At 70.0% G+C, this 20,240-nt stretch carries 20 protein-coding genes; 7 read left to right on the top strand and 13 right to left on the bottom strand.

The window, feature by feature from the left end:
- Positions 1-47 precede the first annotated feature (47 nt).
- Positions 48-731 carry a response regulator transcription factor gene (locus tag Q0R13_RS20840; RefSeq protein ID WP_293907573.1) on the bottom strand — a complete coding sequence of 228 codons (684 nt, stop codon included), beginning with the start codon at positions 729-731 and terminating at the stop codon, positions 48-50.
- 67 nt (positions 732-798) lie between these two features.
- On the opposite strand from Q0R13_RS20840, the gene Q0R13_RS20835 reads away from it, so the two are divergent.
- Complete coding sequence (locus tag Q0R13_RS20835) at positions 799-1,302, top strand: L,D-transpeptidase family protein (protein ID WP_293907571.1); 504 nt, start codon at positions 799-801, stop codon at positions 1,300-1,302.
- A gap of 6 nt (positions 1,303-1,308) precedes the next feature.
- Here the strand turns inward: Q0R13_RS20835 and Q0R13_RS20830 are convergent, their stop codons facing one another.
- Positions 1,309-1,977, bottom strand: coding sequence for a YggS family pyridoxal phosphate-dependent enzyme (locus Q0R13_RS20830; protein ID WP_293907569.1), 669 nt, complete (start codon positions 1,975-1,977; stop codon positions 1,309-1,311).
- A gap of 16 nt (positions 1,978-1,993) precedes the next feature.
- On the opposite strand from Q0R13_RS20830, the gene Q0R13_RS20825 reads away from it, so the two are divergent.
- Positions 1,994-2,602 (top strand): thiamine phosphate synthase, encoded by a 609-nt coding sequence (locus Q0R13_RS20825; RefSeq protein WP_293907567.1) that lies wholly within the window; start codon positions 1,994-1,996, stop codon positions 2,600-2,602.
- A 51-nt stretch (positions 2,603-2,653) separates the two neighbouring features.
- Here Q0R13_RS20825 and Q0R13_RS20820 read toward each other — a convergent pair whose 3' ends face one another.
- Positions 2,654-3,037, bottom strand: a complete 384-nt coding sequence (locus Q0R13_RS20820; RefSeq protein WP_293907565.1) for an NtrZ family periplasmic regulatory protein — start codon at positions 3,035-3,037, stop codon at positions 2,654-2,656.
- Positions 3,038-3,305: 268 nt separating this feature from the next.
- On the opposite strand from Q0R13_RS20820, the gene Q0R13_RS20815 reads away from it, so the two are divergent.
- The 4 genes from Q0R13_RS20815 to holA all read left to right on the top strand — a co-directional run bounded on the left by Q0R13_RS20815 (position 3,306) and on the right by holA (position 7,996).
- Positions 3,306-3,779 (top strand): DUF3576 domain-containing protein, encoded by a 474-nt coding sequence (locus Q0R13_RS20815; protein ID WP_293907611.1) that lies wholly within the window; start codon positions 3,306-3,308, stop codon positions 3,777-3,779.
- 85 nt (positions 3,780-3,864) lie between these two features.
- On the top strand, positions 3,865-6,426 hold the full coding sequence (gene leuS / locus Q0R13_RS20810) for a leucine--tRNA ligase (RefSeq protein WP_293907563.1): 2,562 nt from the start codon (positions 3,865-3,867) through the stop codon (positions 6,424-6,426).
- The gene (gene lptE / locus Q0R13_RS20805) at positions 6,423-6,947 is read left to right on the top strand and encodes an LPS assembly lipoprotein LptE (RefSeq protein ID WP_293907561.1); all 525 of its coding nucleotides are present in this window, start codon (positions 6,423-6,425) and stop codon (positions 6,945-6,947) included. The genes leuS and lptE overlap by 4 nt, the downstream gene beginning before the upstream one ends.
- On the top strand, positions 6,944-7,996 hold the full coding sequence (gene holA, locus Q0R13_RS20800; RefSeq protein ID WP_293907559.1) for a DNA polymerase III subunit delta: 1,053 nt from the start codon (positions 6,944-6,946) through the stop codon (positions 7,994-7,996). The genes lptE and holA overlap by 4 nt, the downstream gene beginning before the upstream one ends.
- Positions 7,997-8,174: 178 nt before the next feature.
- Here holA and Q0R13_RS20795 read toward each other — a convergent pair whose 3' ends face one another.
- From Q0R13_RS20795 to Q0R13_RS20770, 6 genes are all read right to left on the bottom strand, one after another.
- Entirely contained in the window at positions 8,175-9,041 is an 867-nt protein-coding gene (locus Q0R13_RS20795) for a ParB/RepB/Spo0J family partition protein (RefSeq protein ID WP_293907557.1), read from the bottom strand.
- Position 9,042: 1 nt separating this feature from the next.
- Positions 9,043-9,882, bottom strand: a complete 840-nt coding sequence (locus Q0R13_RS20790) for a ParA family protein (protein WP_293907555.1) — start codon at positions 9,880-9,882, stop codon at positions 9,043-9,045.
- On the bottom strand, positions 9,866-10,438 hold the full coding sequence (gene rsmG, locus Q0R13_RS20785; RefSeq protein WP_293907609.1) for a 16S rRNA (guanine(527)-N(7))-methyltransferase RsmG: 573 nt from the start codon (positions 10,436-10,438) through the stop codon (positions 9,866-9,868). Before rsmG ends, Q0R13_RS20790 begins: the two co-directional genes overlap by 17 nt.
- Positions 10,439-10,496: 58 nt before the next feature.
- A complete protein-coding gene (mnmG, locus tag Q0R13_RS20780; RefSeq protein WP_293907553.1) occupies positions 10,497-12,362 on the bottom strand; it encodes a tRNA uridine-5-carboxymethylaminomethyl(34) synthesis enzyme MnmG in 1,866 nt (621 codons plus the stop codon).
- Between the two features lie 216 nt (positions 12,363-12,578).
- Positions 12,579-13,877, bottom strand: a complete 1,299-nt coding sequence (mnmE, locus tag Q0R13_RS20775) for a tRNA uridine-5-carboxymethylaminomethyl(34) synthesis GTPase MnmE (RefSeq protein WP_293907552.1) — start codon at positions 13,875-13,877, stop codon at positions 12,579-12,581.
- Positions 13,874-14,104 carry a DUF6489 family protein gene (locus Q0R13_RS20770; protein ID WP_293907551.1) on the bottom strand — a complete coding sequence of 77 codons (231 nt, stop codon included), beginning with the start codon at positions 14,102-14,104 and terminating at the stop codon, positions 13,874-13,876. The genes mnmE and Q0R13_RS20770 overlap by 4 nt, the downstream gene beginning before the upstream one ends.
- A gap of 112 nt (positions 14,105-14,216) precedes the next feature.
- On the opposite strand from Q0R13_RS20770, the gene Q0R13_RS20765 reads away from it, so the two are divergent.
- On the top strand, positions 14,217-15,185 hold the full coding sequence (locus Q0R13_RS20765) for a quinone oxidoreductase (RefSeq protein WP_293907549.1): 969 nt from the start codon (positions 14,217-14,219) through the stop codon (positions 15,183-15,185).
- Between the two features lie 374 nt (positions 15,186-15,559).
- On the opposite strand, the gene rho is transcribed toward Q0R13_RS20765, so the two are convergent.
- The 4 genes from rho to hemE all read right to left on the bottom strand — a co-directional run bounded on the left by rho (position 15,560) and on the right by hemE (position 20,022).
- Positions 15,560-16,969: a transcription termination factor Rho gene (gene rho / locus Q0R13_RS20760; RefSeq protein WP_293907547.1), complete on the bottom strand. Its 1,410-nt coding sequence runs from the start codon at positions 16,967-16,969 to the stop codon at positions 15,560-15,562.
- 338 nt (positions 16,970-17,307) lie between these two features.
- On the bottom strand, positions 17,308-17,769 hold the full coding sequence (locus tag Q0R13_RS20755) for a CopD family protein (RefSeq protein WP_293907545.1): 462 nt from the start codon (positions 17,767-17,769) through the stop codon (positions 17,308-17,310).
- Positions 17,769-18,794 carry a ferrochelatase gene (gene hemH, locus Q0R13_RS20750; protein WP_293907543.1) on the bottom strand — a complete coding sequence of 342 codons (1,026 nt, stop codon included), beginning with the start codon at positions 18,792-18,794 and terminating at the stop codon, positions 17,769-17,771. Before hemH ends, Q0R13_RS20755 begins: the two co-directional genes overlap by 1 nt.
- 178 nt (positions 18,795-18,972) lie before the next feature.
- Positions 18,973-20,022: a uroporphyrinogen decarboxylase gene (hemE, locus tag Q0R13_RS20745; RefSeq protein WP_293907541.1), complete on the bottom strand. Its 1,050-nt coding sequence runs from the start codon at positions 20,020-20,022 to the stop codon at positions 18,973-18,975.
- Positions 20,023-20,240: the final 218 nt, after the last annotated feature.

Raw genomic sequence — 20,240 nt, 5'->3', positions numbered from 1 at the left:
ATGGAAGCCTCCCTCACCGCCAAATTTGATGCAGCTTTAGTAAGCTTTCAAGGCGCCAGCTTGTATCCGCCCTGCTCGGTCAGCAGCAGGCGCGCGTTGGCCGGGTCGGGCTCGATCTTCTGGCGCAGGCGGTAGACGTGGGTTTCCAGGGTGTGGGTGGTCACCCCGGCGTTGTAGCCCCACACCTCGGCCAGCAATTCCTCGCGCGACACGGCCTTTTCGCCGGCGCGGTAGAGGTATTTCAGGATGTTGGTTTCCTTCTCCGTCAGGCGGATCTTCTTGCCCTTCTCGTCCACCAGCAGCTTGGCGGCGGGGCGAAACTCATAGGCGCCCAGGCGGAAGACCGCGCCTTCGGAATGCTCATAGTCGCGCAGCTGCACCCGGATGCGGGCCAGCAGGACGGCGAACTTGTAGGGCTTGGTCACGTAGTCGTTGGCGCCGGAACCGAGGCCCTTGACCGTGTCGTCGTCGGTGTCGGCGGCGGTCAGCATGATCACCGGGGTCGACACCCCGTCCTCGCGCATCCGCCGGCAGGCTTCGCGCCCGTCCATGTCCGGCAGGTCGACGTCGAGCAGGATGACATCGGGCTTGGCCTCGCGCGCCTGGCGAACGCCATCACCGGCCGTCGCCGCCTCGACGACCTCGAAACCCTCCGCCTGGAGCTGTTCGGCGATCGCCCCGCGAAGGTCCTGGTCGTCGTCGACGATGAGGAGAGTCTTGCGTTGAGCCATGGGCGGCAACAAACACCATCTCAGCGCTTCGCGCCAAAGGGATTCGCCAAACCGCCAGGGGGTCAAGGTGCGCTTCACCGCCACGGCAGACGGGGTTCTGGACATCGGCGGGCGCCGCGTGCGCTGCGCCCTGGGCCCCGCCGGGGTGACGCCGGCCGCGGCCAAGCGGGAGGGCGACGGCGCCTCGCCGGCCGGGGTATGGCCGATCCGCGAGGTGATCTATCGCCCCGACCGCGGCCCGCCGCCGGCCACCGAGTTCCGGGTCCGCTGCATGGCCGAGGACGACGGCTGGTGCGACGATCCCGCCGACCCGGCCTACAACCGACCCGTCAAGCTGCCCCATCCGGCCAGCGCCGAGGCGCTGTGGCGAGATGACGGAGCTTACGACATCGTCGTCGTGCTGGGCCATAACGACGACCCGCCGGTCGCGGGGTTAGGCTCGGCGATCTTCCTGCACGTGGCCAAGCCCGGTTATCCGCCGACCCAGGGCTGCGTGGCCGTCGCGCGGCAGGACCTGGAAGACCTGCTGTCGGTCGCCAAGCCCGGCGACGCGGTGGACATCAGGGCGTAGGCGGCCCTATCCCCGCGCCCCGAATACCGCCGAGCCCACGCGCACGCTGGTGGCCCCGAAGCGGATCGCCGTCTCGAAATCCCCGCTCATGCCCATCGACAGCTTCGAGAGCCCGTTGCGCTCGGCGATCTTGCGCAGCAGGGCGAAGTGGGGCCCGGCCGGTTCGCCGGCGGGCGGGATACACATCAGGCCCTCGGGCGTGAGGCCGTAGGCGCCGCGCACCGCGGCGATGAAAGCGTCGGCCTCGGCGGGGATCACGCCGGCCTTCTGCGCCTCCTCGCCGGTGTTCACCTGGATGTAGAGGCGCGGCGTGCGGCCCTGTTTCTGCACCTCGTCGGCCAGGGCGCGGGCCAGTTTCTCCCGGTCCAGGGTCTCGATCACGCCGAAGTGCGCGACCGCGTCCTTCGCCTTGTTGGTCTGCAGCGGCCCGATCAGATGGAGCGTCAGGCCCCCGGCGGCCGTCTTGCCCGCCCAGCGGGCCAGGGCTTCCTGCACGCGGTTCTCGCCGAACACCCGCTGCCCGGCCGCCAGCACCGGCTCGATCGCTTCCCAGGGCTGCTGCTTGGACACCGCCACCAGGGTCACCGCGCCGGCTAGGCGCCCGGCGGCTTGCGCGGCGCGGGCGATCCGGGCCACCACGTCGTCATAGCCTTGGGCGGTGGGAGCGGCGGACATTTCGGGGTTCTGGACCTTGCAGCGGACGGCCCGGCTCTTAGCGGCGCGACGGCGGCTGCGGAAGGCCCTGCCGGCGCTGCTGTTCTTCACCGACCCGGTCCGCACGCCCGATCCGGAGGCGGTCGCACGGCGCCTGGCGGCCGGCAGCGCCATCGTCTACCGGGCCTTCGGGGCCCCCGACGCCGAGGCCCGTGCGCGGCGGCTGAAAGCCATCGCCCGGTCGCGCGGCCTGACACTGCTGATCGGTCAGGACTGGGGCCTTGCCCACCGGGTCGGCGCGGACGGCGTTCATCTGCCCGAGCGCCTGGCCCATCGCGCCGGACCCTTGAAGCGCGCCAACCCGGGGTGGATCGTGACCAGCGCCGCCCACTCGCTCGCCGCCGCACGCCGGAGCGGCGCCGACGCCGTGGTGCTCTCGGTCGCCCTGCCGTCGCGGAGCACGTCAGCCGCCGGCGCGCTTGGCCCGATCCGCCTGGCCATCCGCGTCCGGGCTGCCGGCCGTGCGGCCTATGCGCTGGGAGGGATCAACGACAAAACAGCCCGCCGTCTGCGGGACTCGGGCCTGATCGGCTTGGCGGCGGTGGAGGGGCTCGCGCCCGTGGGCGCAGACCTGATCGGCATGTGAAATTTCAATGGCATAAAATTCGCCGGGATGAACGGTATTGGATACCCGGCCCTAGAACCTGAAGGTCGACTCGAGGCGGACCTTGGGAGTGGTCGCCGGGCGGGCCTGGTTGGCGCGCGGGGTCAGGTCCTGTTCGCCCAGGGCGACCGAGCCCCCGACCCGGATCGACGGCGTGATCCGGAAATAGGCGCCGGCCTGGATATCGTTCGGCACCAGCGGCCGTTCGTCGGGCTGCTGCATCTCCAGCGTGAAGCCGAAATGCCCCTTGCTGGCGTCCCACTTCAGTGTCCGGCCGGAGTTCGGGGCCAGCGCCAACGGCTCGGAGCGCACCGTGAAGTCCATCGGCCTGGCCTTGTCGGCCGCCCATGCGCCACCGGCTGCCGCGCTCATCAGCGTGGCCGCGGCGATCATCATGCTGATGCGGCGGAAGGTCATGGCCTGCCTATATAGTCCCAACGATCGATCATCGCGACCTGCCACATTACACAGCTGCGCGATTGCCAGCCGATTAAGGGGCTTGGGGAAATCCGGTCAACCGGACTCGCGCATAGGGTGTCCCTCTGCGGCGAGATGCCCGGCGCCTGTGGCGGTTAGGCCACGCGATTCCTGTTTGGCGCTCTTGCACGGGTTGTTATAGAGGCCCCGGCGCGGGGGCGGTGCCGTGGCGCTTCGGCGCCGCGGAAAAGGTTGGAGACAGATGCTTATGCCGTTTGTGCGCGGTAATCGGATGCGTGGCGCGATCTTCGCGGCCACTGCGGTCAGCCTCGTCGCGGTGGCGGGCTGCGGCAGCCTGCATGTGCCATTCACCGGCAACAGCAACAAGGTCCGACCGGCCGCCGACAACGCCGCGGCGATCGGCGTCAACGGCTACCTGTGGCGCGCGTCGCTGGACACCTTGTCGTTCATGCCACTGCAGTCGGCGGATCCCTACGGCGGCGTGATCGTCACCGACTGGTACACCAACCCGGAAAAGCCGGACGAGCGCTTCAAGTGCACCGTCTACATCCTGGATTCGCGCCTGCGCGCGGACGGGCTGAACGTGGCCGTGTTCAAGCAGAACAAGGGCGCGGACGGCAACTGGATCGACGCCCCGCACGCCAGCCAGACCGAGACGGACATCGAGAACTCCATCCTGACGCGGGCGCGCCAGCTTCGACTTTCGAACATCAAGGGCTGATCCAGCCCTCCGTTCGTCTGTCGGCGCGCTCGAATACACTCGGCCGTTGACCGGAAGTCCCACTCCAGTCCAAAGGCCCGTCGTCATGGCCCGCTACAATCCCAAGGAAACCGAGCCCAAATGGCGCAAGGCGTGGACCGACGCCGACGCCTTCCGGGCGGTGGCCGATCCCGCCAAGCCCAAGTACTATGTGCTGGAGATGTTCCCCTACCCTTCGGGGCGTGTGCACATGGGCCATGTGCGCAACTATTCGCTGGGCGACGTCATCGCCCGCTTCAAGCGCGCCCGCGGCTTCTCGGTCCTGCATCCCATGGGCTGGGACGCCTTCGGCCTGCCGGCCGAGAACGCCGCCATGGAGCGCGGCGTCGACCCCCGGGCCTGGACCTACGAAAACATCGCCCGCATGCGCCAGGACCTGAAGCAGCTGGGCCTGGCGATCGACTGGAGCCGCGAATTCGCCACCTGCGATGTGGAATACTACGGCAAGCAGCAGGCCCTGTTCCTGGACCTGATGGCCCGCGGCCTGGTCTATCGCAAGGAGAGCGTCGTCAACTGGGACCCGGTCGACCAGACCGTCCTGGCCAACGAGCAGGTGATCGACGGCCGCGGCTGGCGCTCCGACGCGCTGGTCGAGAAGCGCAAGCTGAACCAGTGGGCGATGCGCATCACCGACTACGCCGACCAACTGGTCGACGACCTGGCCACCCTGGACCGCTGGCCCGACAAGGTCCGGTTGATGCAGGAGAACTGGATCGGCCGCTCCAGGGGCCTGAAGTTCCGCTTCCACTTCGCAGGCGCAGGCTCAGACAACGACCTGCAGGTGTACACCACGCGCCCCGACACCCTGTACGGCGCGAGCTTCGTCGGCATCGCCGCCGACCACCCGCTGGCCGCCGAGATCGCGGCGAAGGATCCGGCCGCCGCCGCGTTCATCGAGACCTGCCGCCGGGGGGCCGCCACCGAGGCCGAGATCGAGACCGCCGAGAAGATCGGCTACGACACCGGCCTGAGGGTGAAGCACCCGTTCGAGCCCGACTGGGAACTGCCGGTTTGGATCGCCAACTTCATCCTGATGGACTACGGCACGGGCGCCATCTTCGCCTGCCCGGCCCACGACCAGCGGGACCTGGACTTCTGCCGTAAGTATGGCCTGCCGGTGACGCCGGTGGTGCTGCCGCCGGGCGAGGCGCCGTCGACGTTCGCGATCGGCGACGAGGCCTATACCGGACCGGGAATCCTGTACAATTCCAAAGAGCTGGACGGACTGGACATCGAGTCCGCCAAGGCCCGGGCGATTCAGCGGATCGAGGCCCAGGGCGACGGCGAGGGCGCGACGGTCTTCCGGCTGCGGGACTGGGGCGTCTCGCGCCAGCGGGCCTGGGGCTGCCCGATCCCGGTGGTCCACTGCGCGACCGACGGGGTGGTCCCGCTGCCCAAGAGCGCCCTGCCGGTGACCCACCCGGCCGACATCGAGTTCGGCAAGTCCGGCAATGCCCTGGAACGCCACCCGACCTGGAAGCACACCACCTGCCCGATCTGCGGCGGGCCGGCGACGCGCGAGACCGACACCCTGGACACCTTCGTGGACAGTTCCTGGTACTTCGCCCGCTTCGCCAACAGCCATGCCGAGGAACCGATCGACAAGGCCGCCGCCGACTACTGGCTGCCGGTCGACCAGTACATCGGGGGCATCGAGCATGCGGTGCTGCACCTGCTGTACGCCCGGTTCGTCACCAAGGCGCTGGCCGACGACGGCCAGCTGAGCGTGCGCGAGCCGTTCGCCGGCCTGTTCACCCAGGGGATGGTCACCCACGAGACCTACCGGCGGCAGAACGGCGAGTGGGTCGAGCCGGCGCTGGTGGAGTTCGTGACCGAGGGCGCCACGCGGCGCGCGCGGCTGATCGACGGCGGCGAGCCGCTGAGCATCGGCGACATCGAGAAGATGTCGAAGTCCAAGAAGAACACCGTGGCGCCGGAGGAGATCTTCGAGGTCTATGGCGTCGACGCCGCGCGCCTGTTCGTGCTCTCCGACAGCCCGCCCGAGCGCGACACCCAGTGGTCGACCTCCGGCGTCCAGGGCGCCTGGCGCTTCGTCAACCGGGTCTGGGACGAGTTCGACAGCCAGCCGGCCGATGTCCCCGCCGGCGAACCCGACGACGCCCTGCGGCGCGCCACCCACCGGCTGGTCAAGCAGGTGACCGAGGCGATCGACACCTTCCGCTTCAACTCCGGCATCGCGCGGCTGTACGAGTTCCTGAATCTCCTGAAGGCCAACCCCGCCGCCGGCGCCACGCCCGCCATTCTGGTCGCCCGGCACGAGGCGCTGAGCGCCTTCGCCCGGCTGATCGGCCCGTTCACGCCGCACCTGGCGGAGGAGTGCTGGGTGCGCATCGGCGGCGCCGGCATGGTGGTGGAAGCCGAATGGCCGGCCTTCGACTTAGGCCTGACCGAGGACGCGGTGAAGATCCTGCCCGTCCAGGTCAACGGCAAGCGCCGGGGCGAGATCTCCGCTCCCGCCGGGGCCGAGCCTGCCGATGTCGAGCGGATCGTGCTGGCCGACGCCGAGATCGCCCAGCGCCTCGAAGGCCTGACGATCCGCAAGATCATTGTGGTCAAGGACCGCATCGTGAATATCGTGGCCGCATGAACCGCTTCCTCGCCCATCCCTCCGTGGCCCTGGCCCTGATCGGCGCGCTGGCGCTCGGCGGCTGCGCCGGGTTCCAGCCGCTCTATGGCCAGGCCGGAGTGGTGAAGGGCCTGGCCTCGATCCAGGTGCAGGCCCCGGCCGGCCGCACCGGCTACCTGATCCGCGAGCACCTGGACGACGCCTTCGCCAAGGACCACACGGCCGCGCCGACCTATTCCATGGACCTGAGCCTGGGCGAGGCGCGCTATCCGCGCGGCGTGCGCATCGACAACGTCGCCACCCGCTACGAATATGTGCTGACCGCCGTCTACACCCTGAAGCAGCTGCCCTCCGGCGCGCTCGCCAAGCAGGGCCAGGTGCGGGTCGAGTTGACCTACGATAGCGCCGACCAGCCCTATGCCTCGATCTCGGCCCAACAGGACGCCCAGGACCGCGCCGCCGAGGAGGCCGCCCGCCGCATCCAGCTGGAACTGGCCGTCTGGCTGGCCAACGGCGGCAAACTACCCAGCGCGAAAAAATGATCCTGAGCCGCCGCCCCGATATCGAGCGGTTCCTCTCCCGACCTGACGCCGCGATCCGGGCGGCCCTGATCTATGGCCGCGACTCCGGCGTGGTGCGCGATCGTGGCCATGCCCTGGCGGCCAAGCTGATCCCCAACCCCGACGACCCCTTCGACGTGGCGCTGCTGACCGAGCAGGACCTGGCCGACGACGGGGGCCGGCTGGAGGGCGAACTGGCGGCGCAGTCGCTGATGGGCGGCCGGCGACTGGTGCGCCTGCGGCTCGCCGCCGAGAAGCCCACGGCCGACAAGCTGGCCGCCGAGGCCCTGGTCCGCCACGCCAAGGGCGAGCTCAATCCCGACGCCTTCTTCCTGATCGAGGCCGGGAACCTGGGCCGGGAGTCCGCCCTGCGGAAGGCCTGCGAGAAGGCCGCCGAAGCCGCGACCATCCCCTGCTACGAGGACGAGCCTGGCGACGTGGCCCGCATGGTCCGCGAGACCCTGGCCAAGGACAACGTCGCGCTGAACGCCGAGGCCCTGGCCCTGTTCGTCGCCCGCATGCCCAAGGAGCGCGGGGTGGCCCGCCAGGAGATCGAGCGGCTGGCCCTGTATCTCGGCCCTGGCAGCGGCAAGTCGGCCACACCCGCCGACCTGGAGCCGTTCCTGGGCGTCGAGCCCGAGGCGTCGCTGTTCGACGCGGCGGCCGACGCGTTCGGGGGACGGTTGGGCGAGGCGCAGGCCGGCCTGCGGCGGGCGGCCCAAGAGGGCGAAAGCGGCCCTGCCGCCGTCCGGGCGCTGGGCATGCACCTGGGCAAGCTACGGCGCACCCTCACCCTCGCCAAGGCCGGCGCCGGGCTGGCCGAGGCCGCCAAGGCGTCGGGCGTATTCTGGAAGCAGGAACGCGAGTTCCTGCGCCAGGCCCGCACCTGGACCCTTGACGACCTGGACCGCCTGCAGCCCGAAATCCTCGCCGCCGACCGCGCCTGCAAGACCACCGGCTCACCCGACCGCCTGATCGCCGAACGCCTGGCCCTGACCGTCGCGGGGCGGGCGCGGCGGCTGGGGCTGTAACCTTCAATCACGGCTGCCATCCCGCGAACACCGGTGTCATCCCGGTTTTGGCGCAGACAAAGACCGGGACCCACGGACATTCGCCGCGGTGGGGACGCGAGGCCTTCCCGTCGGCATGAGCGGTTGGTGGGTCCCGGTCTTCGCGTGCCGCGAAACCGGGATGACACGGGTGGGGGGTTTAGCTCCGCGTCAGACGCCGGCAGAGGTCGTCGAGCTGTTCCAGGCTGGCGTAGCGGATCCGCACCTCGCCGGCCCCGCCGCGGTCGGCGATGTCGACGCCCATGCCCAGCGCCTCCTCCAGGTCGACCTCCAGGGCCGCGGTGTCGGCGTCCTTGGGCTTGGCGCGGGGGCCCGAGGCCTTCTTCGGCCGGTCCGCGGCCGGGCGCGCCAGGGCCTCCAGGGCGCGCACCGACAGCCCCCGGGCCACTGCCAGGTCGGCCAGCCGCTCAGGGTGCTCGGCCGTCAGCAGGGCGCGGGCATGGCCGGCGCTGAGCCGCCCGGCGATCACGTGGTCGCGCACGCCCTCGGCCAGCTGGTTCAGGCGCAGGACATTGGCGATGTGGCTGCGGCTCTTGCCCACCGCCTGGGCGATCTGGTCCTGGGTATGGCCGAAACGGCCGATCAGCACGCCGTAGGCCTGGGCCTCTTCCAGCGGGTTGAGGTCCTCGCGCTGCACGTTCTCGACGATGGCGATCTCATAGGCCCGGTCGTCGGTGAGCGTGCGGATCAGCGCCGGGATGGTGGTCAGCCCGGCCTGCTGCCCGGCCCGCCAGCGCCGCTCGCCGGCCACGATCTCATATTCGCCGCCGGTCCGGGGCGAGGGCCGCACCAGGATCGGCTGCAGGATGCCCTTGTCGCGGATCGAGTGCTCCAGGTCGGCCAGCTCGGCCGCGTCGAAGCGCCGCCGCGGCTGGTCCGGGTTGGCGTGGACCAGCTCGATGGGGATGTTGCGCACGCCGTCGACCGGATCGACCGCATGGGAGATCTCCTCGGCCTCGCCCAGCAGGGCCGACAGGCCGCGGCCCAGGCCTCTCTTTTCCGCCATCTCAACTCACCTCGAACTGTGCGGCGCGGCGCTTGCGTTCGCGCAGCACGACCTCGCGCGCCAGCTTCAGATAGGCCTGGGAGCCGGCGCACTTAAGGTCGTAGACCAGCACCGGCTTGCCGAACCCCGGCGCCTCGGAGACCCGCACGTTGCGGGGGATCATCGTCTGGTAGACCGTCTCACCGAAATGGCTGCGCACGTCGCCGGAGACCTGTTCCGACAGGGAGTTTCGCCGGTCGTACATGGTCAGCACGATGCCCTGGATCTCCAGCACCGGGTTCAGGCTGCCCCGCACCAGGTCGATGGTGCGCATCAGCTGGCTCAGGCCCTCCAGGGCGAAGAATTCGCACTGCAGCGGCACCAGCACCGCGTCGGCGGCGGCCATGGCATTGACCGTCAGCAGGTTCAGCGACGGCGGGCAGTCGATCAGCACATAGGTGTAGCCGCGGCCGTCCTTCAGCGGGCTCAGTGCGTCGCGCAGCTTGAACGAGCGGCCCGCCTGCTGGCCCAGCTCCAGCTCGATACCCGAGAGGTCCGGATCGGAGGGGATAAGGTCCAGGCCCGGCACGGCGGTCTTCACCACCGCCTGCAGCAGCGCCTTCTCGCCCATCAGCACGTCGTAGAGGGTGTGCTTGCGCAGCGCGCGGCCGACGCCCAGGCCGGTGGAGGCGTTGCCCTGGGGGTCGCTATCGATCAGCAGCACCTTCTCGCCCACGGCGGCCAGCGCGGTGCCGAGATTGATCGCCGTCGTGGTCTTGCCCACTCCGCCCTTCTGGTTGGCGACCACCAGGACGCGTAGGGCCGCGGCCCTACCGGGGTAGGGCTCAGACTTTACGGGCACGGCCGAGCCTCTTCACACGCACGATGCGGCCTCCGGGATCGCTGAGGGATGGAACCACGTCCGCCTCATATTCCCAATATCTTGCGGCCTCGGTCATGTCAGCGACTACATCTTGTCCCTTGAGGAACAGTCCCTGCGCGCCCGCCGTCAGGTATGGCCGGGCATACCCCAACAGGCGGTGAAGCGGCGCACAAGCCCGCGCGGTGACGATGTCCACAGACAGGTCGAGGTTTTCAGCCCTGGCGTTGTAGACCGTGGCCGGCAGCCCAAGGTCGGTGACCACCTCGGAGAGGAACCGGCACCGCTTGGCCATGCTCTCGACGAGGTGAACATGGAAATCCGGGTCGCCCTTGCGCAGGATCGCCAGCACCAGGCCGGGGAAGCCGGCGCCGGCCCCCAGATCGGCCCAGGTCAGCGCCCGGGGCGCCAGTCGCAGCAGCTGGGCGCTATCCCAGGCGTGGCGGTTCCAGAACTCCGGGAGGCTGGCGGGGCCGACCAGGTTCATCTTGCCGTTCCAGTCGGTCAGCAGGGCGAGAAAGCGTTGCAGATCAGCCATCTGCGCCGGCGTGGCCTTGGCGGCCCTGGCGAAGCTGGCGGCGTCGGTGACCGCCACCTCAGGCCGCGCGGCGGCGGACGTGGGCCAGGAGCGCGGTGAGCGCACCCGGCGTCACGCCCTCGATGCGGGCCGCCTGGCCCAGCGTCAGGGGCTGGACGGCGAGCAGCTTCTCGCGGACCTCGTTGGAGAGGCCGCCGATGGCGGCGTAGTCCAGATCGGCCGGCAGCCGCAGGTCCTCGTCGCGCCGGAAGGCGTCGGCGTCGGCGGCCTGGCGGTCGAGATAGCCGGCGTAGGACGCGTCGATCTCCACCTGCTCGCGGACGGGCGCCGGCCAGGCGCCGATCTGCGGCCAGATGCGGGCCAGGTCCGCGAAGCCGATGGTCGGATAGGCCAGCAGGTCGATGACGTTGCGCCGCTGGCCGTCGGCCTTGACCGGCAGCCCGGCCTTGGCGGCGGCGGCCGGCGTCAGGGTCAGGGCGCGGGCCTGGGCGCGGGCGTCGGACAGGGCGGCGGCCTTGGCGGCGAATATCTGCGCGCGGGCCGTCCCGACCACGCCCAGGGCCTCGCCTTTGGCGGTCAGGCGCTGGTCGGCATTGTCGGCGCGCAGGGTCAGGCGGAACTCGGCCCGGCTGGTGAACATGCGATAGGGCTCGGTGACGCCCTTGGTGACCAGGTCGTCGATCAGCACGCCGATATAGGCATCGTCGCGGGCGAAGTGGGCGGCTTCGGCGCCCGACGCGGCGCGGGCGGCGTTCAGGCCGGCGACCAGGCCCTGGGCGCCCGCCTCCTCATAGCCGGTGGTGCCGTTGATCTGGCCGGCCAGGTAGAGGCCCGGCAGGCGCTTGACCTCCAGGGTGGGGAACAGCTCGCGCGGATCCACGTAGTCGTACTCGATCGCATAGCCGTGCCGACGCACCGCCACCTGCTCCAGGCCCGGGATGGTGCGCAGGAACAGGTCCTGAGTCTCGGCCGACACCGAGGTAGAGATGCCGTTCGGATAGACCGTGTCGTCGGTCAGGCCCTCCGGCTCCAGGAAGATCTGGTGGCTGGTCTTGTCGCGGAACCGGACCACCTTGTCCTCGATGGAGGGGCAGTAGCGCGGGCCGCGGCCGGTGGCCCGCCCACCATAGACCGCGCTCTCGCCCAGCCGTTCGGCGATGATCGCGTGGGTTTGCTCGGTGGTGTAGGTGATCCCGCACTCGATCTGCCGGGTGGCGATCCGGTCGGTCAGGAACGAGAACGGGATCGGCTCGGCGTCGGCCGCCTGCATCTCCAGCCGGTCCCAGCCGATGGTCGAGCCGTCCAGCCGCGCCGGCGTGCCGGTCTTCAGCCGCCCCATCTTGAGCCCGGAGGCGTAGAGGCGGTCCGCGAGCCCGATGGCCGGGGCGTCGCCGAGCCGGCCGGCCGGGATGCGCTGCTCGCCCTGATGGATCACGCCCTTGAGGAAGGTGCCGGTGGTCAGCACCACCCGGGCGGCGCGATATTCGGTCCCGCTGGCGCCGACCACGCCTTTGAGGTCAACATGGCCGAGGCCTGCGCGGGTGTCGACGATCAGGTCCTCGACAGCCTCGGCGACGATCGTCAGGTTCGGCGTGGCGGCGAGTTCGGCCTGCATCGCCTCGCGGTAGAGCTTGCGGTCGATCTGGCTGCGCGGGCCGCGGACGGCGGCGCCCTTGGAGCGGTTCAGCATCCGGAACTGGATGCCCGCCACGTCGGCCAGCCGGCCCATCAGCCCGTCCAGGGCGTCGATCTCGCGGACCAGGTGGCCCTTGCCCAGGCCGCCGATGGCCGGGTTGCAGCTCATCTCGCCGATGGGCTCGAGCTTGTGGGTGAGCAGCAGGGTGCGCGCGCCGAACCGCGCCGCCGCCGCCGCCGCCTCGCAGCCGGCGTGCCCCCCGCCAATGACGATCACATCCCAGGTCATGAGCGGGCGCTTATAGGCGAAGGCGGCCGGTGTTTCACGTGAAACAACGACAGAGACGTTGCTCCCCCGGGGGAGCTGTCAGCGAAGCTGACTGAGGGGGTCCTCCACGGAGGTGGGACCGGGCGGCGCGGAGGCGCAGAGACGATCGCTGCGGCGTGGAGGCCCCCTCCGGCGCTTCGCGCCACCTCCAACAACGGGGGAGGATTTTTGGGAGCCTCACTTACCGATGCAGAAGGTGGCGAAGATGCGGCCCAGGACCTGTTCCGGGTCGATGCGACCGGTGATGCGGTCCAGGGCGCGGGCGGCGAGGCGGACGTCTTCGGCGGCCAGTTCCACATGCTCTTGCTGCGTCAGCGCATGGAGCAGGCAGTTGGAGGCCTCTGTCAGGTGTTGCTGGTGGCGCAGGCGGGTGGCGGCCGGGGGCTCTGCGCCGGCCAGCGCCTCGACGATCAGGCCCTCAAGGGTGCGTTCCAGCCACGCGACGTCATTCGGGCTGCGCGCGGTGAAGGCGGCTCCGTCTAGGTCGGGGGGTCCATCGCCCAGATCGCGCTTGGTCACCAGGCGCAGGTCATCCGGACCGGCGCCCTCGAAACTGGCGGCCGGGTCCGTCCCGTCGGCGAGCCAGATCCGCAGGTCCGCTTGCGCCGCCCACGCCCGCGCCCGGCGCACCCCCTCGGCCTCGATTTCGTCCGTCGTGACCCGAAGACCCGCCGTGTCAGCGATGACCACCTTGTAGCCGGCCAGCACCATCGGAACCTCGATGACGTCGCGGGTGGTCCCCGGGATGGCGGTGACGATCGCAGCGTCCCGTTTGGCCAGCACGTTCAGCAGGGTGCTCTTGCCGGCGTTTGGCGCGCCGACCAGGGCGATCCGATAGCCCTCCCGCACCGCCCGGCCCCGTTCGGCGTCGGCGGCCGCCGCTTGCAGTTCGGCGAGCAGGCCCGTCAGGATCGGCCGGGCGCGCGCGGCCACGTCCGCGGGCAACGCCTCGTCCGGGAAATCCACCGCGGCCTCCAGCAGGGCCAGGGCCTCGAGCAGCGCCTCGGTCCAGCGCGCCTGGACCTCCGACAGCCGGCCGCCCAGCTGTTCGAGGGCCTGGCGGCGCTGGGCTTCGGTCTCGGCATCCACCAGGTCGGCGACCCCCTCGGCCTGGGCCAGGTCCAGCTTGCCGTTCTCGAAGGCGCGGCGGGTGAATTCGCCCGGTTCGGCCAGGCGCAGGCCCAGGGCGGCCAGCGCCGCCAGCACCGCGGCCATCACGGCCGGCCCACCGTGCACCTGCAGTTCGGCGACGTCCTCGCCGGTGTAGCTGTGGGGTCCCTTGAAGAACAGCACCAGCGCCTGGTCGACCGGCGCGCCGTCCGCCCCGATCACGGTCCGCAGGCTGGCCGTCCGCGTCCGCGGCACTGGCGGCGTCAGCGCCCGGAGCGCGCCGCGGGTTCCGGGCCCTGAGATCCGCACCACCGCGACGGCCGCCCGGCCCGCGGCCGTGGCCGGCGCATAGATGGTGTCGGTCATTTCCGGGTCGTGGCGACTTCCATGAACTTGCGGAACTGTTCCTGGGCTCCGGTCCCAAAGCTCATCCAGTTCTTCATGAAGTCCTCGGGGTTGAGCATGTTGATGTTGGCGTCGATCCGCTTGGTCATCTCGCCGACCAGGTGGTCGTTCAGCCCGCTCACATCCGGCAGCCCCATGAACCGGCGCGCTTCCTCCGGGGTGCAATCGACCTCGATGGTCATCTTCATGGCGTCTGGCCCTTCCTGTCCTCGACGAGCATATGGCGGCGCCCCGCGCTTCTGCGCTAGTAGGCTCTGGCGGACGGCCGTGTCGCCGTCCCTTTCAAGGGGGCCCTGGCCGATGCGCGCAATCCAATTCGAGACCACCGGCGGCCCCGAGGTGCTACAGCTCGTCGAGCTCGAGACGCCGGTCCCCGGTCCGGGCCAGATCCTGCTGCGGCACCAGGCGATCGGGATCAACTTCATCGAGTGCTACCAGCGCACGGGGCTCTATCCGATGAAGCTCCCGGCCATTCCCGGCGGCGAGGCGGCCGGCGTGGTCGAGGCGGTCGGCGAGGGCGTGACCCGCTTCAAGGTCGGCGACCGGGCGGCGACCACCAGCGCCGGCGGCGCCTATGCCGAGGCGAGCCTGGTGCGCGCCGACCGCGCGGTGGCCATACCGGCGGCGATCTCGACGCAGGTCGCGGCCGCCATCCTGCTGAAGGGGATGACCACTGAGGCCTTCATCCGCCGCACCTATCCGGTGAAGGCCGGTGAGACGGTGCTGGTCCATGCGGCGGTCGGCGGGGTCGGCCAGATCATGACCCAGTGGCTGAAGGCGATCGGCGCGGTGGTGATCGCCACCGTGGGTTCCGAGGACAAGGCCGCCAAGGCCCGGGCGCTGGGCGCCGACCACGTGATCCTCTACCGCGAACAGGACGTCGCCGCCGAAGTGAAGCGGCTCACCGGCGGCGTCGGCGTGCCGGTGGCCTACGACTCGGTGGGCAAGGACACCTTCGAGGGCACCCTGGCCAGCCTGGCGCGCCGTGGGCTGTTCGTCAGCTTCGGCAACGCCTCGGGCCCGGTCCCGCCCTTCGCCCCCGGCCGGCTGGCCGCGGGCGGCTCGTTGTACCTGACCCGCCCCACCCTGTTCGACTACATCGTCACCACCGAGGATCTGGACGGGTCTGCGGGGGCGGTGTTCGAGATGGTCGCCTCGGGCAAGGTGCAGATTGAGATCGGCCAGACCTTCCCCCTGGCCGACGCCGCCAAGGCCCATGAGGCGCTGGAGAGCCGGGCCACGGTCGGGGCAAGCCTGCTGATCCCGTAGGGGCCGACAAGTTGCTCCCCCTTGGGGGAGCTGTCGCGAAGCCGACTGAGGGGGTCCTCCACGGCGGGTCGACCGGGATTCCGGGAGGGCCTGGGTGGGGGCGTCAGGAGGACCCCTTCCGGCGCTCCGCGCCACCTCCCCCAGAGGGGAGGAACTCGGGCGGCGGGCGCTACCTTGGGTGTTTCACGTGAAACAGTAATGCCGGTATGGCCCGCCCTACCTCAGGTGCGGGATCGCGTGTCCGGGAGGGCGCGCCCTGCGCGCTGGGAGGCGGGCCAGGGGACGTCCTGCGGCGCTTGTTTCGCGACAGGGGCGATTTTCCTGCCGGGTCTTTGAAATGGCTGATGTTTCTGGTTGCTCGTTCCTGGCTCGGGTCAGGTGTTCATCGACTGGAAGAAGTCGTCGTTGTTCTTGGAGCTGCGGAGCTTATCGAGCAGGAACTCGATGGCGTCCTGGGCGCCCATGGGGTTGAGGATGCGGCGCAGGATGTAGGTCTTCTGCAGCTGGTCCTTAGGGGTGATCAGCTCTTCCTTGCGGGTGCCGGACTTCAGGATGTCGATGGCCGGGAAGATGCGCTTGTCGGCGACCTTGCGGTCGAGCACGATTTCAGAATTGCCGGTGCCCTTGAACTCTTCGAAGATCACCTCGTCCATCCGGCTGCCGGTATCGATCAGCGAGGTGGCGATGATGGTCAGCGAGCCGCCCTCCTCGATGTTGCGCGCCGCGCCGAAGAAGCGCTTGGGGCGCTGCAGGGCGTTGGCGTCGACGCCGCCGGTCAGCACCTTGCCCGACGACGGGACCACGGTGTTGTAGGCGCGGCCCAGGCGGGTGATGTTGTCCAGCAGGATCACCACGTCGCGCTTGTGCTCGACCAGGCGCTTGGCCTTTTCGATGACCATTTCGGCGACCTGAACGTGGCGGGTGGCGGGCTCGTCGAAGGTCGAGGAGATCACCTCGCCCTTCACGGTGCGCTGCATGTCGGTGACTTCTTCCGGCCGCTCGTCGATCAGCAGCACGATCAGGTAGCACTCGGGGTGGTTGGTGGAGATCGCCCGGGCGATGTTCTGCATCATGATCGTCTTGCCGACCCGCGGCGGGGCGACGATCAGGCAGCGCTGGCCCTTGCCGAGCGGCGCGGCGATGTCGATGACCCGGCCGGAGCGGTCCTTCAGCGTCGGGTCGTCGATCTCCATCCGCAGGCGCTCTTCCGGATAGAGCGGCGTCAGGTTGTCGAACAGCACCTTGTGGCGAACGTTCTCGGGGGCTTCGAAGTTGACCTGGTCGACCTTCACCAGGGCGAAGTAGCGCTCGCCCTCCCGGGGGGCGCGGACCTCGCCGACGACGGTGTCGCCGGTGCGCAGGCCGAACTTCCGAATCTGCGAGGGGCTGACGTAGATGTCGTCGGGGCCCGGCAGGTAGTTGGCTTCCGGCGAGCGCAGGAAGCCGAAGCCGTCCTGCACCACTTCCAGGGTGCCGGAGCCCGAGATCGCCACGCCTTCTTCGGCCAGCACCTTGAGGATCGCGAACATCATGTCCTGCTTGCGCATGGAGTTCGCGGATTCGATCTCCAGCTGCTCGGCGAAGGCCAGCAGGTCGGCCGGCGACTTGTCCTTCAGCCCCTGCAGGCTGGCCTGGGTCAGGCCCATGGCGGCGATCGCCTTGGACGCCTCGCTGGGCTCCTCGTTCTCGGCCTCGGCCTGGGCGGCCGCCTCGGCCTCGCTGACCACGGGCTCCAGGACGTCGAGGTCGGTGTCGGAGGCGTGGTCTTCGGTATCGTCTTGCATTGATTTCACTTTGGAATTCGCGCGCACCGGACGGAGGCCGGGTGCGGGCGGGGCAATCATGTAGGCGCTGGAGGCGCCGTTGTCAGTTTCGTTGGGGACCGGTCGGGGCGCGGCTGCCGCGCGGACCGGTAAGAGGCGGGGCGCGCCGTGACCGACGCGTGACGCCAGCGGAACCACATCGGGGGGATGGGGTCAAGGATATCCCTCCTCTTCAGGGGAGGGTGGATGGCCGCAGGCCAGATAGATGGGAAGTGGGCTTCAGGCCCGGGAGGATCAAGGGTTCCCCACCCTGCTCGCCTCACGGCGAGCTGTCCCTCCCCATGATGGGGAAGGAAAAATCAGTGGTTGCCGAATTCCAGGGTGACGGCCAGGACCATGACCACGGCGGCCAGGAAGGGCAGTTCGTTGGTGGCGCGCCAGAACTTCGCCGAGCGCGGGCGTTGGCCGGCCGCGATCTGCTTGCGCGCGCCCGCCAGCATGCCGTGCCAGTAGCCCATGAAGACGACGCCGGCGAGCTTCACCAGCATCCAGGGTTCCAGCAGGAAGCCCCAGCCCTGCCGCATGGCATAGACGTGATATAGGATCAGGCTGATCCCGAGGATGAAGGTGATGGTCATGGCCGGGTTCATGATGATCGACATGAGTTTGGCCTCCCACCGCTGGAAGTGGGCGTCGAACTCGCTGCCCGGGGGTGCGGTCTCGGTGTGGTAGGCGAAGAGGCGGGGCAGGTACATCATCCCCGCCATCCAGGCGATCACCGCGATGATGTGCAGGCCGCGTAGCAGATTGTACCAGTCCATCAGGCCGTCCCCTCCCGGCAGGCGCATTTGCCATGGCCGGCCGGGCATCGCCAGGGGCCATGGGGCGCGACCCCTTGCCGGCCGAGCGCGCCCTCGACCGCGCGGGCCAGTTCGGCGATGAAGCCCGCGTCGACGCCGGGCGTCCGGGCCCGCAGGTAGGGCGTCACCTCCAGCTCCTGGGCCAGCTCGGCATATTCGTGGTCCAGCTCGACCAAGGTCTCCACGTGCTCGGAGACGAAGGCGATGGGGGCGATCAGCACCCCCTTGCCGTCGGCGCCGGCCTGGCGGATGGCGGTCTCCGTGGACGGCTCGAGCCACTTGAGACGGCCCACCCGGCTCTGGAAACACACCTGCCAGTCGGCGATCTCCGGCAGCCGTTCGGCGATCGCCGCGGCGGTGGCGGCGATCTGGGCGGCGTAGGGGTCGCCGGCGTCGACCACCTGCTGCGGCAGGCCATGCGCCGAGAACAGCAGCCGCAGGTCGGCCGGCCGGCCGCCGGCCTCCCAGACCTTGCGGATCTCGGCGACGTGGGCGTCGATCAGCCCCGTGGCGGTGGGATAGCAGCACACGGTGCGGCTGCGGCCCGGCCCCCGGTAGGCCCGCGCCCAGGCCTTGGCGGACGACGCGGTGGTGGTGGTCGAATACTGCGGATAGAGCGGCAGCAGCACGATCTCGTCGGGGGCATAGGCGGCCACCGCCCTGGCGGTGTCGCGGGTGAACGGCTTCCAGTAGTTCATGGCGATGAAGGATCGGGCGTCGACGCCCTGGCGCTTCAGTTCGGTGTCCAAGGCGGCAGCCTGGGCCTGCGTCTCCGGCAGCAGGGGCGAGCGGCCGCCCATGATCGCGTAGTTGGCCTGGGCGGTCTTGTTGCGCGTGGTGGAGATCAAGGCCGCCAGCGGATAGCGCGCGATAGCCGGCAGGGTGATGATTGCCGGATCCCGGAACAGATTGAACAGAAACGGCCGCACCGCCGCCAGGCTGTCCGGCCCGCCCAGGTTGAAGAGCACGACGGCGACACGGCTCATCCCGCAGATCCTCCCCCGTCGGGGGAGGTGTCGCCGCAAGCGAGGGAGGGGGTCCTCCACGGCGGCGGCGCATAAGCCCTGTCGACGCCGGGGCGGCGCCCGGTCGATCCGTTTGAGCAGACCCCCTTCGTCAGCTTCGCTGACAGCTCCCCCGAGGGGGGAGCAACTCTGCGGCGTCTCACGCTGCGGCCATCCGGGTCACCGGCTTGCCCGTGACCCGCGCCACGACCTGGGCGATGTGTTCCAGGGGGGTGTCGGGGATCACCCCGTGGCCGAGGTTGAAGATGTAGGGGCCTTGGCCCCAGGCCTCGAGCAGGGCGTCGACGCGGGCGTCCAGGGCCGGGCCGCCGGCCCGCAGCAGCAGGTTGTCGAGCGCGCCTTGGATGGTCTTGCCGTCGGCTTGGATGCGCCGGCCCATGGCGAAGCTGGCCTGGGTGTCCAGGGCGACGCCCTGGACCGGGACCTTGGCCGCGTAGTTCTCCACCAGCGCGCCGCAGCCGCGCGGGAAGCCGATGAACGGCACGTCGACCCCGGCGGCGCGGACCTGCTGGACGATGCGGGTGTGCGGGCCGACCACGATGCGCTCAAAGACGTCCTCGGCCAGGTTCTCCGCCCAGCTCTCGAACAGCTTCAGCGCCTGCGCGCCGGCTCTGGCCTGCATGACCAAGTAGCGGGCGGTAGAGTCCACCAGGACATCCAGCAGGGCGTCCAGCGCCTCGGGATGCTGGTAGGCGTACGTACGTGCGGCCTCGCGCTGCGACCCGCGGCCCTCGATCATGTAGGTGGCGACCGTCCAGGGGGCGCCGGCGAAACCGATCAGGGCGCGGTCCGACTCCAGCTCGGCGCGGACCCGGCTCAGGGTCTCGCCGATATTGGCCAGCTTGACGGTCGAGCCTTCGACAGCGTCGCGCAGCGCCTGGATCGGGGGCAGGGCGCCCAGGCGCGGCCCCTCGCCGGCCTCGAACCAGACCTCCTGGCCCAGGGCCTGCGGCAGCAGCAGGATGTCGGCGAAGACGATGGCGCCATCCATCGGAAAGCGACGCATGGGCTGCAGCGTCGCCTCGGCCGCCATCTCGGGGTTGAAGCAGAAGGCCATGAAGTCCTTCGCCCGGGTGCGCAGCTCGCGATATTCCGGCAGCGACCGGCCGGCCTGGCGCATGAACCAGATCGGCGGCCGGTCCAGGGTCTCGCCGGCCAGGGCGCGGAGAAGGCGGGGGGTCTCGCTCATGGCGGACTTAAAGCCTGCCGGGCCGCCGGGCTCAAGGCCCCCGCGCCCCGGCTTGTTCGTCTGCAATCCTAAGAGTCTTGAATCTAAGGACGACAGGAGCGGTAGAGGGTGTCGCGAGCGGGGAAAACTTGACGATCCCGTCACGGCGCCCAGGTCGTCCCCAGCCTGTCCAGGCCGGCGGGTGGGTTCATCCCGGCCTGTGGATTGCGGGGACCGCA

The sequence above is a fragment of the Phenylobacterium sp. genome, assembly GCF_025351295.1.
In the GTDB taxonomy this organism is placed as follows: domain Bacteria; phylum Pseudomonadota; class Alphaproteobacteria; order Caulobacterales; family Caulobacteraceae; genus Phenylobacterium.
This window is presented reverse-complemented; position numbering and strand designations above follow the sequence as displayed.